The 16,699-nt window shown below is 52.8% G+C and carries 14 protein-coding genes; 8 read left to right on the top strand and 6 right to left on the bottom strand.

Features of this window, described 5'->3' with window-relative positions; translation table 11 throughout:
* Positions 1 to 10: 10 nt before the first annotated feature.
* The 3 genes from mnmG to asnC all read right to left on the bottom strand — a co-directional run bounded on the left by mnmG (position 11) and on the right by asnC (position 3,276).
* Positions 11 to 1,900 carry a tRNA uridine-5-carboxymethylaminomethyl(34) synthesis enzyme MnmG gene (mnmG, locus tag ACX1CU_RS23890; protein WP_459400639.1) on the bottom strand — a complete coding sequence of 630 codons (1,890 nt, stop codon included), beginning with the start codon at positions 1,898 to 1,900 and terminating at the stop codon, positions 11 to 13.
* 381 nt (positions 1,901 to 2,281) lie between these two features.
* Positions 2,282 to 2,722 (bottom strand): FMN-binding protein MioC, encoded by a 441-nt coding sequence (gene mioC / locus ACX1CU_RS23885; RefSeq protein WP_459400638.1) that lies wholly within the window; start codon positions 2,720 to 2,722, stop codon positions 2,282 to 2,284.
* A gap of 92 nt (positions 2,723 to 2,814) precedes the next feature.
* The gene (gene asnC, locus ACX1CU_RS23880) at positions 2,815 to 3,276 is read right to left on the bottom strand and encodes a transcriptional regulator AsnC (protein WP_459400637.1); all 462 of its coding nucleotides are present in this window, start codon (positions 3,274 to 3,276) and stop codon (positions 2,815 to 2,817) included.
* 155 nt (positions 3,277 to 3,431) lie between these two features.
* On the opposite strand from asnC, the gene asnA reads away from it, so the two are divergent.
* Complete coding sequence (gene asnA / locus ACX1CU_RS23875) at positions 3,432 to 4,424, top strand: aspartate--ammonia ligase (RefSeq protein WP_459400636.1); 993 nt, start codon at positions 3,432 to 3,434, stop codon at positions 4,422 to 4,424.
* Between the two features lie 7 nt (positions 4,425 to 4,431).
* On the opposite strand, the gene viaA is transcribed toward asnA, so the two are convergent.
* A complete protein-coding gene (gene viaA / locus ACX1CU_RS23870; protein WP_459400635.1) occupies positions 4,432 to 5,889 on the bottom strand; it encodes an ATPase RavA stimulator ViaA in 1,458 nt (485 codons plus the stop codon).
* 2 nt (positions 5,890 to 5,891) lie between these two features.
* Entirely contained in the window at positions 5,892 to 7,400 is a 1,509-nt protein-coding gene (ravA, locus tag ACX1CU_RS23865) for an ATPase RavA (protein ID WP_459400634.1), read from the bottom strand.
* Between the two features lie 374 nt (positions 7,401 to 7,774).
* Here ravA and kup point away from each other — a divergent pair, with 374 nt between their 5' ends.
* From kup to rbsR, 7 genes are all read left to right on the top strand, one after another.
* Positions 7,775 to 9,643 (top strand): low affinity potassium transporter Kup, encoded by a 1,869-nt coding sequence (gene kup, locus ACX1CU_RS23860; RefSeq protein ID WP_459400633.1) that lies wholly within the window; start codon positions 7,775 to 7,777, stop codon positions 9,641 to 9,643.
* A 167-nt stretch (positions 9,644 to 9,810) separates the two neighbouring features.
* Complete coding sequence (gene rbsD / locus ACX1CU_RS23855; protein ID WP_459400632.1) at positions 9,811 to 10,230, top strand: D-ribose pyranase; 420 nt, start codon at positions 9,811 to 9,813, stop codon at positions 10,228 to 10,230.
* Between the two features lie 7 nt (positions 10,231 to 10,237).
* Positions 10,238 to 11,743, top strand: a complete 1,506-nt coding sequence (gene rbsA, locus ACX1CU_RS23850; RefSeq protein ID WP_459402899.1) for a ribose ABC transporter ATP-binding protein RbsA — start codon at positions 10,238 to 10,240, stop codon at positions 11,741 to 11,743.
* A gap of 7 nt (positions 11,744 to 11,750) precedes the next feature.
* Positions 11,751 to 12,713, top strand: a complete 963-nt coding sequence (gene rbsC / locus ACX1CU_RS23845; RefSeq protein WP_459400631.1) for a ribose ABC transporter permease — start codon at positions 11,751 to 11,753, stop codon at positions 12,711 to 12,713.
* A 70-nt stretch (positions 12,714 to 12,783) separates the two neighbouring features.
* Positions 12,784 to 13,671, top strand: coding sequence for a ribose ABC transporter substrate-binding protein RbsB (rbsB, locus tag ACX1CU_RS23840; RefSeq protein WP_076943890.1), 888 nt, complete (start codon positions 12,784 to 12,786; stop codon positions 13,669 to 13,671).
* A 62-nt stretch (positions 13,672 to 13,733) separates the two neighbouring features.
* Positions 13,734 to 14,660, top strand: coding sequence for a ribokinase (rbsK, locus tag ACX1CU_RS23835; RefSeq protein ID WP_459400630.1), 927 nt, complete (start codon positions 13,734 to 13,736; stop codon positions 14,658 to 14,660).
* 5 nt (positions 14,661 to 14,665) lie between these two features.
* Positions 14,666 to 15,667, top strand: a complete 1,002-nt coding sequence (gene rbsR, locus ACX1CU_RS23830; RefSeq protein ID WP_459400629.1) for a ribose operon transcriptional repressor RbsR — start codon at positions 14,666 to 14,668, stop codon at positions 15,665 to 15,667.
* 30 nt (positions 15,668 to 15,697) lie between these two features.
* Here rbsR and ACX1CU_RS23825 read toward each other — a convergent pair whose 3' ends face one another.
* Positions 15,698 to 16,387 (bottom strand): FadR/GntR family transcriptional regulator, encoded by a 690-nt coding sequence (locus tag ACX1CU_RS23825; RefSeq protein WP_459400628.1) that lies wholly within the window; start codon positions 16,385 to 16,387, stop codon positions 15,698 to 15,700.
* Positions 16,388 to 16,699: the final 312 nt, after the last annotated feature.

Genomic DNA, 16,699 nt, shown 5'->3' with positions numbered 1-16,699 from the left:
AACGTAGGATTTATGCGCTGCGGCGCAGTAAGCCCTGCTTTTTCAGCCAGATCAGCAGAATGGAAATGGCTGCCGGGGTGATACCTGAAATGCGAGACGCCTGGCCGATCGAGTTCGGTTTGTGATCGTTAAGCTTGGCGATCACTTCGTTCGATAACCCAGAAACCTGGCGATAGTCGAGATCCAATGGCAGCAGGGTATTCTCGTTACGCTGCTGTTTCTCGATCTCTTCCTGCTGGCGCACGATGTAGCCTTCATATTTCACCTGAATTTCCACCTGTTCAGCGGCTTGCGTATCCGCCAGCGCGGGGGCAAAAGCGGCAACACCTGTCAACTGGGTATAATCCATTTCAGGACGGCGCAGCAGTTCTTCGCCATTGGCTTCGCGTGACAGCGGGGCTTTCAGCAGTGCGTTAACCTGCTCCACGTTTTCGGAATGTGGATGTACCCAGATATCGCGCAGACGCTGACGTTCCTGCTCAATATGCTCTAATTTTTCGTTGTAACGGGCCCAGCGGAGATCGTCTACCAGCCCCAATTCACGGCCTTTTTCGGTCAGACGCAGATCGGCGTTATCTTCGCGCAGCATCAAGCGGTATTCAGCCCGTGAGGTAAACATACGGTATGGCTCTTTGGTGCCCAAGGTACTGAGATCGTCCACCAGTACGCCCAAATAAGCCTGATCGCGTCGTGGTGACCAGCCTTCGTCTTCGGTGGCATAACGCCCGGCGTTCAGACCGGCCAGCAAACCTTGCGCTGCGGCTTCTTCGTAACCGGTGGTGCCGTTGATCTGGCCAGCAAAGAACAGCCCCTGAATAAATTTGCTTTCCAGCGTGGGTTTCAAATCGCGTGGATCAAAGAAATCATACTCAATGGCGTAACCAGGGCGAACGATACGTGCGTTCTGCATTCCTTCCATCGAACGAACGATCTGCATCTGCACGTCAAACGGCAGGCTGGTGGAAATGCCGTTGGGATAGATCTCGTTGCTGGTCAGCCCTTCTGGCTCCAGGAAGATCTGATGCGAGTTACGATCGGCAAAACGCATCACCTTATCTTCGATCGATGGGCAGTAACGTGGCCCGATCCCTTCGATGATCCCGGCGTACATCGGGCTACGATCGAGGTTATTGCGGATCACATCATGGGTTTTTTCGTTGGTATGCGTGATGTAGCACGGCATTTGCTGCGGATGCTGGCTGGCATTGCCCAGGAATGAAAACACCGGGCTCGGTGTGTCGCCATGTTGTTCAGCCAACACGCTGAAATCGATAGTTCGTGCATCGATACGTGGTGGTGTACCGGTTTTCAGGCGGTTAACGCGCAGCGGTAATTCACGTAGGCGCTGTGACAGTGAGATCGACGGAGGATCGCCAGCACGGCCACCGCTGTAGTTCTCTAGGCCAATATGGATCTTGCCATCCAGGAAAGTCCCCACGGTCAGCACCACCGCTTTGGCACGGAACTTCAGTCCCATTTGGGTAACAGCCCCTACCACCCGATCGTTTTCCACGATCAGATCCTCAACCGCCTGTTGGAAGAGAGTCAGGTTTGGCTGGTTCTCCAGAGCGGTGCGGATCGCCAGGCGATACAACACACGATCGGCCTGAGCACGGGTTGCTCTGACCGCCGGGCCTTTGCTGGCGTTTAGTATCCTAAACTGGATACCGGCATGATCGATCGCCGTGGCCATCAAGCCGCCGAGTGCATCAATTTCTTTAACCAGATGCCCTTTCCCAATACCGCCGATCGCCGGATTACAGGACATTTGTCCCAGCGTATCGATATTGTGAGTCAGTAATAAAGTCTGACGACCCATGCGTGCCGCAGCCATGGCCGCTTCGGTACCGGCATGGCCACCACCGATGATGATGACGTCAAATTGCTCTGGATAAAACATGGAACTGCACCTCGAAGTACTTGCGAACGATCTTGATCTGCCCTGGGGGGAGGATTCTACTCAAGTTTAGACGATCGACCAAGCGGTCAGGATCGTTGGTAATTAAAAGAAGATCTTTTTTATTTAAAGATCTCTTTATTAGATCTCTTATTAGGATCGCGATCCTCTGTGGATAAGTGATTATTCATCATGAAGATCAGCAGATTAATGAGGATCGATTGCTGTTAATGATCGGTGATCCTGGCCAGTATAAGCTGGGATCTAAATGGCATGTTATCCACAGCCTGGAAAGCGTACAGCAGTTGTTATTGGGATAACTACGGGTTTTACCCTGCTTATAAGCCTAGTTATACACAATCGTTCGCGTGATCTTTGAACAAATTAGAGTAAATTAATCCAATTTTTCACCCATTCCTCGGCAGGATCCTCGGGAATTTCGTGTTGGGTCACGTCGATCTCGAGTCGATCGCCGATCCTTTTCGCTCCACGAGCCACTAAAAGATCGTCGATCTGTTTGATCGCACCACAGAAGGTATCGTACTCAGAACTGCCCAAACCGACGGCACCAAATGTGACTAAGGAGAGATCGGGTTGCTGTTCTGCGATTTGCTCCAGCAGTGGCTGAAGATTATCCGGTAAATCCCCGGCTCCATGGGTGGAGGAAACCACCAGCCAGCGGCCATTCAGCGCCAATTCATCTAATTCAGGGCCATGCAGCATTTCCGTAGAGAAACCTGCTGCTTCGAGCTTTTCCGCCAAATGCTCAGCGACGTACTCAGCACTGCCGAGCGTACTGCCACTGATCAGAGTAATGTCTGCCATGAATGATCCCAACCTTTCCGAAGAGGCAGCATTGTACGCTGTGAATCAGCTGGGATCTACCTGTGGATAATAGGGGTATAGAAATTGATCCGTTAAGGCACAATGGTGCGCATAATGGGGTTCTGCAGCGAGATCAGGGTCTCGGTTGACTGGATCTCGTCGATAGTCTGGATCTTGTTGATAAGTACCTGTTGCAACGCATCTATTGAACGGCACATCACCTTGATAAACACGCTGTAGTGCCCGGTGGTGTAATAAGCCTCCACCACTTCCTCCAGGCTTTCGAGCTTTCTCAATGCTGAAGGATAGTCTTTAGCACTCTTTAATATAATGCCGATAAAGCAGCAGACGTCGTAACCCAGCTGTTTTGGGTTCACGTCCACCCGTGCGCCGGTAATGATGCCAGCCTGCTTCATTTTCTCTACCCGCACGTGGATCGTGCCGGGGCTGACGGCAAACGTCTTCGCCAGTTCGGCGTAGGCAGTACGGGCATTGGCCATTAAGGCGTTGAGAATGCCGCGATCGAGATTATCGATCTGATAAATTTCCGCCATTAAATCCCCCTTTAATTGCTGATTGTTGAATTATCATCGCTTAAAAATGAACGATTAAAAATGAAAAGGCAATATTGATTGCTGGATATTGAATTGTGATGCCATTCTGTTGCTTAATCGTTGGCAACTAGACAGGTTATTTAAGAGATACGGCAATGAAAAAGCAGTTTATTCAAAAACAACAACAAATCAGCTTCGTGAAATCCTTCTTTTCTCGCCAACTGGAACAGCAGTTGGGTTTGATTGAAGTCCAGGCTCCGATCCTCAGCCGCCTGGGTGATGGCACGCAAGACAACCTTTCCGGCAGCGAGAAAGCGGTACAGGTTAAAGTGAAAACCTTACCAGACGCTACGTTTGAGGTGGTGCATTCCCTGGCAAAGTGGAAGCGTAAAACCCTGGGTAGCTACGATTTCAGCGCGGGCGAAGGCTTGTATACCCATATGAAAGCGCTGCGCCCAGATGAAGATCGCCTGACGCCAATCCATTCAGTATATGTCGATCAGTGGGATTGGGAGCGCGTGATGGGCGATAGCGAGCGCAACCTGGCTTACCTGCAAGATACCGTTACGCGTATCTATGCTTCTATAAAAGAAACGGAAGCGGCGGTGAGCCGTGAATATGGCCTGGCCCCGTTCCTGCCAGAACAGATTCATTTTGTTCACAGTGAAACCCTGCTGCAACGTTACCCGGAGTTGGACGCTAAAGGTCGTGAACGCGCCATTGCCAAAGAGCTGGGTGCCGTGTTCCTGATCGGTATCGGCGGCAAACTGTCGCATGGCAAATCACATGACGTGCGTGCCCCGGATTATGATGACTGGACGACACCGGCTGCCGATGGGCTGGCTGGCCTGAACGGCGATATCGTGGTGTGGAACCCGGTATTACAGGATGCGTTTGAACTCTCTTCCATGGGGATCCGCGTCGACGCCGCAGCGCTTCAGCATCAGTTGGCGCTGACCGACGATCAGGATCGCCTGAAGCTGGAATGGCACCAGTCGTTGCTGCGCGGTGAAATGCCGCAGACCATCGGTGGCGGTATTGGTCAATCGCGCCTGGTGATGCTGTTGCTGCAACTGTCGCATATCGGCCAAGTGCAGTGTGGCGTGTGGGCACCTGAAGTGCGTGAAGCGGTCGAAGGTCTGCTGTAAGTTGCTTTTAGCGCCGCCAGCGGCGCATTAAGCGGCTTTTTAACCCGGTATCAAAGCGCCAGATATGATCAAAGATGCGCATGATACCGGGTTTGCCATAAGCAGACATCGCCACCGCATGAAAACGTTGCTGGTGGCTTTGCTGTTGTAATTTCACCTTTTTTATCACCTCGTCTGGCAATCGCTGGGCAATAAAGTCAGAAATAATCACCGCGTCGGCATCAAACCAGCCACTTTCTGCCATTTTACTCACCGTTGCGCTCAGACAGGCGGCCAGATCGGTACCGCCACGGAAATGCTGGCCAAGAAAACGCACCGCTTGTTCAATACCGCTGGCGGCGGTCAGTTCATAGTGCACAATCTGGTTGGCAAACAGCATGATGTAACAACGGCGGTTATCCGCCAGCGCGATGCGCAACAAGGCTAGACAAAAGGCTTTGGCGCACTGTTCGTTAAAGCCGCCCATCGATCCTGATGTGTCAACGCAGACGATAAACGGCCCGCGCGGCTGTTGATCCTGCTGTTTATGTGTGACCTGGCGCATCACGATCTGCTCCTGCCACGCATCGCCTTGCAGGCGATAGCTCAGCAAGCGTTTTTCCAGCAATCGCCGGTAAAACTCAAACTCCAACTCTTCAATACCCAAGGTTGCCAATTCGGGCGGCAATAAACGCAGGATGTCGTCACTTTGGTGAATACCGCTGACCTCTTCTGGCTGGATGGCAGGAACCTGTACCATCATGCGGAAAGGTTCGGGCTGAGCGTCCTGCTGAAGCACCGCTTTGGCCTCATAACTGCGTCCCAACTGCTGTGCCAGTTTTTGCAATTCCGGCTGCTGTTGCAGAAAATCGCCGTATTCCACCAGCCGCTGATAGTCACCTCGCTGTAAATGGCCTTTGCTCATATCCCACAAGCGCCCGGCGGCGGTATCGTTTTCTGCCAGTACTGGTTCCAACGCGCCACTTAATGCCAACCGTTCCTGTAGTTCGGCCATCAACTGTTCGCGTTCTTGCTCAAGCAACTGATGATGCAGCATGGTGGCCTGTAGCGTCAGGCTAATGCGCCAGCGCTGTAAAAACAGCGTTTGGAAACTGTCTGGGTGGTTGTGCAGATCGGCTGCGTCAACCAGCTCTTGCGCCTGTTTATAAAAGGGCGAAATCAACTGGCGCAACAGTTCAAGCGTATCGCTGAGGTTGTGAAAAAACTGGGCGTTATTTTCCAACTGGCACTGCTGATAACGGTAAAACTCCTGTGCCAGTGCGGGGGGTACCATGGCCTGATGAATGCGTTCTTTTAGCTGTAATCTCCAGCGTGGCAGATCGCGGTTAAGCGCTCGGCGTATCGCCGGGAATTTATTGAAAAACATCATTAGCTGCGGGGCCGCCAACATGCCAATGATCATCTCTTCGATCAGTTCTCCTTCGGCGATCGACAGCAGCAGATCAATCGTTTCAAGGCTGAGCATCGTTATTGACCGCGCATCTGCTGGTATTGCTGCTTAATCTGTTCGGCAACCTGTAGCAGGCTGGCTTCGATCTTTGCCAAGCCGCTGGCTGGAACAAACAGGCATGGCTGATGCAGGCTGAATAACCGGCGCTGTTCTGCCAGGCGTTGGGTCAGGGTTTCCATTTCGTCCAGCAGCGCCTGCGGTGTGCCACCGGTCGGTTTGCCCGCTGAAGCCAGTAACGCAGGCTGGCGGCTGACATCCAGCACCGTCAAATGCAGTTGGTCGTCCACTTCCAGTTCAATCTGCTGGGCAAAACCAATGCCGTTCAGTTTGGCACGCACATCGCCGCCCTTTTGCAGCCAGTTTTCCAACGCGCTGCTTTCGATGCTGAGGTGATTAACCTGGATATCGTGCAGTTGCAGCGGTTTTTGCAGCAGCAGGGTTAATGTGCTGCCACCGAGCGGCGTTGCCAGCGCATATTGCGGTTTACGGCTGAACATACCGCCTTTTTTTACCAGATAGATAGCCTGGCGGTCGCTTTGTTGCTGTTGGTGCTGCATCCAACGGGTATGCGTCTGCTGGAGCTGGATTAACAGCGTCTGTTGCTGGTAAGCCTGTTCAGCCAGCAGTTGGTCGACCTGTTGCTGCAACAGTTTCAGCGAGGTGAGATCGTGCCACAGGCAATCTTTCAGCAGCATTAAATCCAGCGGCGCAATGGTATCGCGGCCGCTAAAGAACGCGCTGGCTTGCAGCAAGCGCAGGGATTTTTTCCAGCGACGATCGGAAACATAAGGCGCCTGTTCCAACGCGTCCAAACGCTGGCGCAGCAGGAAGATCAGCTCAAAGCAGTTTTCCGGCAGTTTGACTTTATCGATCTGCGGCTGCCACTGGTGGAATTCTTCATCGCTGATGCTCAACGCTTCAGGCACTGGGTTTTCACTTTCACTCTGGCGATTAACCAGCAAAGAACGGAAGTTCTGCTTATCCTGCACCTTATCGAGCCACAGGCGGATCAACATACGGTCGTACAAGGCCTCAAGGCTGTTGTCGGCTTCTGGCAGTTCGTTGGATGCGGTGACCAGCAGACGCAGTGGGATGGCTTCTTCACTATTGCCATTGCGGAAGCGGCGTTCGTTGATCGCTGTCAGCAACGTATTGAGGATCGCCGGGCCCGCTTTCCAGATCTCATCGAGAAACACGATTTCCGCCTCGGGTAAATAACCAGAGGTTAAGCGCTGGTAGCGCCCTTCATCTTTTAGCGCCTGAATCGACAAGGGGCCGAACACTTCTTCCGGCGTGGAAAAACGCGTCATCAGATATTCGAACGAGCGGGCGCTGCGGAAAGCAAACTTCAACCGACGGGCGATAAGGCTTTTGGCGATCCCCGGTGGGCCAAGCAGGAACACGCTTTCGCCACACAACGCAGCCAGCAAACATAACCGGATGGCTTCCTGTCGTTCATAAAGGCCGCTCTCCAGCGCACTGCTGAGGCGGGAAATCCGTTCTGCCAGAAGTGATGATGACGCCATAAAATAGTCCGCGTTGTCCGGGGGTTAGGGCCGGTTTAATCGGCTGATAATCAATCTTGCTGGAGAATTCGATGAGAAACCACCTTTTTCTAAATAGCATAGATTGTTGATTAGTATTATTTTTCTCTTATCAAGAGGATATCTGGTTCACATTTTGTTGATTTTTAGCGGTAGAGATCAGGATAGGCAACCCCGATAAATGGTGCATACTGTGCGCCTTTTATCTCCTTTTGGTTTCAAGCCGTAGTATTGTCGGTTGCTCAACTACACTTGAAGTCCATTGGCGACGTGGGCGTAACGGATCATTAAGAGCCCGTATCTTTAGCTTGGTGCGGATGTAACGGCTGACGGATGTTCCAGAAAAGAAACGAATTATGAGCACAGAACATAAACAGTCTTTATCGGCGGTAACCTTGGCGGCTATCGGGGTGGTTTACGGTGATATCGGCACCAGCCCTCTCTATACCTTGAGAGAGTGTTTCTCCGGGCATTATGGTTTTGATGTCCGTCCTGATGTGGTCTTTGGTTTTCTTTCCCTGATCTTCTGGATGCTGGTGGTTATCGTTTCCCTGAAGTATCTCACCTACGTGATGCGTGCCGATAACGCCGGTGAAGGCGGAATTCTGACATTGATGTCGCTGGCCGGGCGTAATACCTCGTCACGCACTACCTCATGGTTGGTGATACTTGGCCTGATTGGTGGCAGTTTCTTCTATGGTGAGGTGGTGATCACCCCAGCAATTTCGGTGATGTCGGCCATTGAGGGGCTGGAAATTGCCGCGCCGTCGCTTGATCCCTATATTGTGCCGCTGTCTATTCTGGTTCTGACCCTATTGTTCGTTATTCAAAAGCATGGCACCGGCAGCGTCGGTAAGCTGTTTGCGCCGGTAATGCTGCTGTGGTTTATTGTGCTGGCTCTGCTCGGCGCGCGCAGCATTATCGATAATCCCGAAGTGCTACAGGCGTTGAATCCGAAGTGGGCGCTGAACTTCTTTATTGAATATAAGAAGGTCTCGTTCTTTGCGCTCGGTGCGGTGGTGCTGGCGATTACCGGCGTGGAGGCGTTGTATGCTGATATGGGCCACTTCGGTAAATTCCCGATCCGCTTGGCCTGGTTTACCGTAGTACTGCCTTCTCTGGTGCTTAATTACTTTGGCCAGGGGGCATTGCTGCTGAAAAACCCTGAGGCGATCAAGAACCCTTTCTTCCTGTTGGCGCCCGACTGGGCCCTGATCCCACTGCTGATCCTGGCTACGCTGGCTACGGTGATCGCCTCGCAGGCGGTGATTTCTGGCGTATTCTCTCTGACCCGGCAAGCGGTGCGTTTGGGGTATCTGTCACCGATGCGCATTATCCACACGTCAGAAATGGAGTCGGGCCAGATCTATATCCCGGTGGTCAACTGGATACTGTACATCTCGGTGGTGTTGGTGATCGTGGGCTTTGAACACTCCAGCAACCTGGCAGCGGCATATGGTATTGCGGTTACCGGCACCATGGTATTAACCAGTGTGCTGATCACTTCGGTAGCGCTCAAAAATTGGCACTGGAATCGCTTCTTGGTGGTTGGTACTTTGGCGATCCTGCTGATTATTGATGTGCCGATGTTCTCTGCCAATGCGCTGAAACTGTTCTCTGGCGGTTGGTTGCCGCTGACGTTGGCGTTGGTGATGTTTATTATCATGACCACCTGGAAAAGCGAGCGTTTCAGCCTGTTGCGCCGTATTCATGAGCATGGCAACTCCCTTGAGGCGATGATCGCCTCACTGGAAAAATCCCCGCCGGTTCGCGTACCTGGTACCGCCGTGTTTATGTCTCGGGCCATCAACGTGATCCCCTTTGCGTTGCTGCATAATCTCAAGCACAACAAAGTGCTGCATGAACGTGTGGTAATACTGACGCTGCGTACCGAAGATGCACCCTATGTGCATAACCTACGCCGGGTGACCATCGAACAACTGTCGCCGACCTTCTGGCGCGTAGTCGCCAGCTATGGCTGGCGTGAAACACCAAACGTGGAAGAAGTGTTCCACCGCTGCGGTTTGGAGGGGTTACCGTGCCGAATGATGGAAACCTCATTCTTTATGTCGCACGAATCGCTGATCCTGACCAAACGGCCTTGGTATCTGTTCCTGCGCGGCAAATTGTTTATCGCGCTGAGCCGCAACGCACTACGTGCTCCAGACCAGTTTGAGATCCCGCCAAACCGCGTTATCGAGCTGGGAACCCAGGTCGAGATATAATCCCCCGAGGGCTTAGTTGACTGACTAAGCCCTTTTCTTTGTCTGTTTGTCGAGCACGAGCGAAACGTTTCGATGGCGATCACATTTTTGCAACTTGATCATTGCCTTCCCCTGTTGTTTTTTTAAACTCTTTCACGAGCGAAACGTTTCGCTGTTGGAGTGAGAACATGAAAAAAGGCGTGCTACTAAATTCTGAAGTTTCTGCGGTTGTGTCCCGCCTCGGTCATACCGATCAGATCACTATTTGCGACGCAGGGCTGCCGATCCCGGCAGCGGCGCAGCGTGTCGATCTGGCGCTGACCCAAGGAGTACCGACGTTTTTACAGGTGGTCGGGGTGGTTACGCAGGAAATGCAGGTAGAAAACGCTATTCTGGCGGAAGAGATAGTTAAACAAAATCCGCTGCTCCATGAAGCGTTGCTAGCTCAATTGCAACAACTTAGCCAACACCAGGGAAATACCATAAGCGTGAGCTATATTAGTCACAGCGAGTTTAAAGTACAAACCGAGCACAGCCGAGCGGTGATCCGCAGTGGAGAATGTTCGCCATATGCCAACGTCATTCTCTGCTCCGGCGTCACTTTCTGAGGCAATTATGCAACCGTTAATGCAACTGCAAGGGATCGATAAAGCCTTTCCCGGCGTCAAGGCGCTTTCTGGCGCTGCCCTCAGTGTCTACCCTGGCAGGGTGATGGCGCTGGTGGGGGAAAATGGCGCCGGGAAATCCACCATGATGAAAGTGCTGACCGGTATCTACAGCAAAGATGCGGGCAGCCAGCGTTTTCTGGGTAAAGAGGTGGTGTTTAACGGCCCGAAGGATTCGCAAGAAGCGGGTATCGGCATTATTCACCAGGAATTGAACCTGATCCCGCAACTGACCATTGCCGAAAACATTTTTCTTGGCCGTGAGTTCGTGAGCCGTTTCGGCCGCATCGACTGGAAACGCATGTACGCCGAAGCAGATAAACTGCTGGCGCGCCTGAATTTGCGTTACAGCAGCCACCGGCTGGTGGGGGAATTGTCGATTGGCGATCAGCAGATGGTAGAAATTGCCAAAGTGCTGAGTTTCGAATCGAAAGTCATCATTATGGATGAGCCGACCGACGCGCTGACCGATACTGAAACCGCCTCTTTATTTAGCGTCATCAATGAGCTGAAAGCCGAAGGCCGTGGCATTGTTTATATTTCCCACCGCCTGAAAGAGATCTTTGAAATCTGTGACGACGTTACCGTGTTCCGTGACGGTCAGTTTATTGCCGAACGCCCGGTGGACGAGCTGCAAGAAGATTCGTTGATCGAAATGATGGTGGGCCGCAAGCTGGAAGAACAGTATCCGCGCCTGAATCTGCCGCGTGGAGAAAAACGTCTACAAGTCAGCCATGTTTCAGGCCCAGGCGTTCACGACGTCAGTTTTACCCTGTATCGGGGCGAAATTTTGGGCGTAGCTGGCCTGATGGGCGCCGGGCGCACCGAATTGATGAAGATTCTTTACGGTGCAGCACCGCGTAAAAGCGGCATCGTTAATCTTGATGGTCATGAGGTCGTCACCCATTCACCACAGGATGGGTTGGCGAATGGCATCGTCTATATTTCCGAAGACCGTAAACGCGATGGTTTAGTGTTGGGGATGTCGGTGAAGGAGAACATGTCGCTAACCGCCTTGCGCTATTTCAGCCGCCGCGGTGGCAGCCTGAAACATGCCGATGAGCAGCAGGCGGTGAGCGATTTTATCCGCCTGTTCAATGTTAAAACCCCCTCAATGGAGCAGCCGATAGGCCTGCTTTCTGGTGGTAACCAGCAGAAAGTGGCGATCGCCCGCGGTTTAATGACCCGGCCGAAGGTGCTGATCCTCGATGAACCGACGCGCGGCGTCGACGTCGGAGCCAAGAAAGAGATCTATCAATTAATTAACCAGTTCAAGCAGGAAGGGCTGAGCATCATTCTGGTGTCTTCAGAAATGCCAGAAGTGCTGGGCATGAGTGACCGCATTCTGGTGATGCACGAAGGCCATCTCAGCGGTGAATTCCCAATTGAACAGGCCACTCAAGAAGTGTTGATGGCAGCGGCCGTCGGCAAGCAATACGGCGTAAAGCAGGAGTAAATCAGATATGAGTTCCCAGAGTGTCGCAAAGCGCTGGTTCAGTAAAGAGTGGCTGTTAGAGCAGAAATCGCTGATTGCGCTGCTGGTGCTGATTGCCGTGGTGTCTTCGATGAGCCCGAATTTCTTCACCCTCAACAACCTGTTCAATATTCTGCAGCAAACGTCGGTGAACGCCATTATGGCGGTGGGCATGACGCTGGTGATCCTGACTTCCGGTATCGATTTGTCAGTAGGTTCACTGCTGGCGCTTACCGGTGCGGTCGCAGCATCAATCGTCGGCTTTGAAATCAATGCGGTAGTCGCTGTAGCGGCGGCTTTAGCGTTGGGGGCTGCCGTGGGGGCCTGCACCGGGATTATTGTGGCGAAAGGCAAGGTTCAGGCATTTATCGCCACGCTGGTAATGATGCTGCTGCTGCGCGGTGTCACCATGGTGTATACCAGCGGCAGCCCGATCAACACCGGTTTTACCGATGTGGCCGATACTTTCGGCTGGTTCGGTATTGGCCGCCCACTGGGTATACCTACACCGATCTGGATTATGGCGATCGTGTTTATTGCCGTCTGGTACATGTTGCATCACACCCGCTTGGGCCGTTATATCTACGCGCTCGGGGGGAACGAGGCCGCGACCCGTTTGTCTGGCATCAGCGTCGATAAAGTGAAAATCATCGTTTACTCGCTGTGCGGCCTGCTGGCAGCATTGGCCGGAGTGATTGAAGTTGCACGCCTGTCATCGGCACAACCAACCGCTGGTACTGGCTATGAGCTGGATGCTATCGCAGCGGTAGTGTTGGGCGGCACCAGCCTGGCAGGAGGCAAGGGGCGCATTGTCGGCACACTGATTGGTGCGCTGATCCTGGGCTTCCTGAACAACGGTTTGAATTTGTTGGGTGTTTCTTCCTACTACCAAATGATCGTAAAAGCAGCCGTTATTTTGCTGGCGGTTCTGGTAGATAACAAAAAGCAGTAAGTCTCTTTAGAGGCGGGCTTGTCGGCCCGCAGTATTCACGGACACTTCTTCTCCTACAGGAATCTCGAACATGAAAATGAAAAAACTGGCCGTATTCGCTTCTGCTATTGCTCTGTCGGCCACGTTGAGTGCCAACGCGTTGGCTAAAGACACTATCGCGCTGGTGGTTTCGACGCTGAACAACCCGTTCTTTGTTTCGATGAAAGACGGTGCGCAGCAGGAAGCCAACAAACTGGGCTACAACCTGGTGGTGCTGGATTCTCAGAACAACCCGGCAAAAGAGCTGGCTAACGTGCAGGATCTGATGGTGCAGCAACCGAAGCTGCTGCTGATCAACCCAACCGATTCCGATGCTGTCGGTAACGCCATCAAGATGGCCAACCAGGCCAAGATCCCGGTAATCACGCTGGACCGCGCGGCAGCCAAAGGTGAAGTGGTCAGCCATATTGCTTCCGATAACCGTGCTGGCGGTAAAATGGCCGGTGACTTTATTGCCAAGAAAGCCGGGGCTGACGCGAAAGTGATCCAGTTGGAAGGTATCGCTGGAACTTCTGCGGCACGTGAGCGTGGTGAAGGTTTCAAACAGTCTCTGGAACAGAACAAATTCAAACTGTTGGCTAGCCAGCCAGCGGATTTCGATCGCACCAAGGGTCTGAACGTGATGCAGAACCTGCTGACTGCGCATCCAGACGTGCAGGCGGTATTCGCCCAGAACGATGAAATGGCGCTGGGTGCACTGCGTGCGCTGCAAACAGCCGGTAAAACCGATGTGGTAGTAGTGGGTTTTGACGGCACCGATGATGGGGTGAAAGCGGTTGAAGGTGGCAAACTGGCTGCAACCGTGGCACAGCGCCCGGATCAGATCGGGGTGATTGGTATTGAAACCGCCGATAAAGTGTTAAAAGGCGAAAAAGTGCCGGCCACTATTCCGGTCGATCTGAAGCTGGTGACCAAGTAAGTCATCTCTGCGCCATCGTAACGTGCGTTACGGTGGCGCATAATTTTGCAGGAATCAATGCGATGGAAACAGGAAAGCTGGTGGTTTTGGGCAGCATCAATGCCGACCATATCCTTAATATCGAACAGTTTCCCCATCCGGGTGAAACGGTGATCGGGAAGCAGTATAACGTCGCTTTCGGTGGCAAAGGGGCTAACCAGGCCGTGGCCGCCGGACGCAGCGGCGCGGAGATCGCGTTTATCGCCTGTGTTGGGGCTGATGATATCGGTGAGCGTATTCGCCAGCAACTGGTAACCGATCGCATTGATACCCAACCGATTGAAGCTATTGCCAGCCGTACCACCGGGGTTGCACTGATTTTTGTTAATGCGGAAGGTGAGAACGTGATTGGTATCGATGCGGGTGCCAATGCGGCCCTGACGCCCGATTATCTTAAGCGTTATCAGCAGAAAGTGATCGATGCGGATGCATTGCTGATGCAGCTCGAATCTCCACTCGAAACGGTGATCGCTGCCGCCAAACTGGCAAAGCAGCACCATACGCAAGTGATCCTCAATCCGGCACCGGCACGCGAGTTGCCGGATGAGTTATTGGCGATGATCGATATCATCACGCCGAATGAAACCGAAGCTCAGCGGCTGACCGGTATTGCCGTCAATGATGACAGTGATGCAGCCCGTGCTGCCAATGCGTTGCATGATAAAGGTATCGGGTGCGTGATTATCACGCTCGGTAGCCGAGGCGTTTGGCTGAGTGAAAACCGCAGCGGTAAACGGGTGCCGGGCTTTAAGGTGAAAGCGGTTGATACCATTGCCGCTGGCGACACCTTTAACGGCGCGCTGGTTACGGCGTTGCTCGAAGGCAAATCTATGGATGATGCCGTGCGTTTCGCCCATGCGGCTGCGGCGATTGCCGTAACTCGCGCTGGCGCACAGCCTTCCGTACCCTGGCGTGCAGAGATTGACGCCTTCCTGTTGCAGCAGGAGTAATCCTTTTGGCCACCATGAAAGATGTTGCGCGTCTGGCAGGGGTTTCCACCTCGACGGTATCGCACGTGATTAATAACAATCGCTTTGTCAGCGACAGCGTGCGCGGCAAAGTCATGGCGGCCGTCGAACAGCTTAATTATGCTCCGTCAGCATTGGCTCGTAGCCTGAAACTCAATACCACGCATACCATCGGTATGCTGGTCACTTCCAGCAATAACCCGTTTTATGCCGAAGTGGTGCGCGGCGTCGAGCGCAGCTGCTATGAACGCGGATACAGTCTGATCCTGTGTAATACCGAAGAAGATGCGGCACGCATGAACCGCAGCATGGAAACGCTGTTGCAAAAGCGAGTCGATGGTTTGCTATTGATGTGCACTGAGAATCATCGTCCGTCACCAGATGTACTGAGTCGTTATCCCTCTTTACCCATTGTGATGATGGATTGGGCACCGTTCGAAGGGGCTAACGATATTATTCAGGATAACTCGTTGCTCGGTGGTGAAATGGCTACCGATCATCTGATCGGCCGTGGTTACCGTAAAATTGCCTGCATTGCCGGGCCACAGGATAAAACCACCGCGCGCCATCGCTTGGAAGGGTATCGCCGTGCGATGCATCGTGCCGGGCTCGATATTCCGCCTGGTTATGAAGTGCATTGCGACTTTGAATTTGAGGGTGGTGTTCAGGCTATGCGGCAACTGCTGGCGTTGGCTGAACCACCGCATGCGGTGTTTGCCGGGAACGATGCGGTGGCCGTAGGGGTTTATCAGGCACTTTATCAGGCGAGGATGGTGGTGCCGCAGGATATGGCCGTCATGGGATATGACGATATCGAGTTGGCTAAATACTTAACGCCACCGCTGAGTACTATTCATCAGCCGAAAGACTCACTCGGGGAGTTAGCCATTGATGCGTTGATCCATCGTCTGCAACACCCTGAACGTGAGGCTCAAGTTATGGTACTGACGCCCGAGTTGGTGGATCGCGCCTCCGTGGGTCGTCGCTAACCGTCTTTCTCTTTTCTTCTATATATAAGCTTACTCGTTATCTTGTAGCAGAGCTTGGCATGCGACCAATGCTGCCGCGTTGTCGCCCAATACGATGGCATCGACAATCGCCTGATGGCTTTGCAGCTTAATTACTTCGTTCCCGGTAATCGCGCGAAAGTAGTTTTGATAGACCGAACTGAACAATTTGGCGAATGAGGTCAGAAACGGGTTAGCACTGGCTTCGTATATCAACTGGTGATATTGGCTATCGACCTCAATCCAACGTTCGCGGTCAAAATCAGTGTGCAGTGCGCGCATCTCCAGCATCAAGCGAGTTAATTGTGCTTTCTGTTGCGCAGTAGCCTTGGCGGCGGCCAGTGAACAGGCTTGGGGTTCGAGCGTAGTGCGCAGGATCAGGAAGTGCTGCATGACCTGATCGACATTTTCCTTTGTCATCCACCATGCCAGTAAATCCTGATCGAGAAAGTTCCATTGGCTTTGTGGCATCACCCTGGTACCGATACGTGGGCGTGGTAGCAGCATACCTTTAGCTGCCAGTATCTTTACCGCCTCCCTCACCGCAGTGCGGCTAACACCAAATTGCTCCCCCAACTCCATCTCACCCGGCAGGATACTGCCCGCTTCATATTTACCTGCCAGAATTTGTTGGCCGAGCTTTTCTGCCAGTAGGTAAGAAAGGTTTCGCTGTGCGGCCTGTTGTTGAGCATTAAATTGCATGGCTGCGGATCCTTGGCTTGCATCATTACCTGTCATTTTACTCTACGGGGAGCCAGCTTTTACGGCTGTTTTCAGGGGTAAGAGGCAAAAACGCTGCCTTGTGCAGCGTTTTGTTGAAAATATCCGCGCTTGAAACGTTTTTTGAATTTAGGGGTTGCGGCGCTCTGAGAACTCCCTATAATGCGCCTCCACTGACCGGGAACAACGACTACTCTAACGAGACAGTTCGCCCAGCCAGGAAGAAGCAACCCGGTGAAAACACCGCATCTCGCAAGAGAAAAAAGGTTGACTCTTCAGCGGGAAAGCGTATTA

It is taken from the genome of Serratia sp. D1N4, from assembly GCF_054552755.1.
This window is presented reverse-complemented; position numbering and strand designations above follow the sequence as displayed.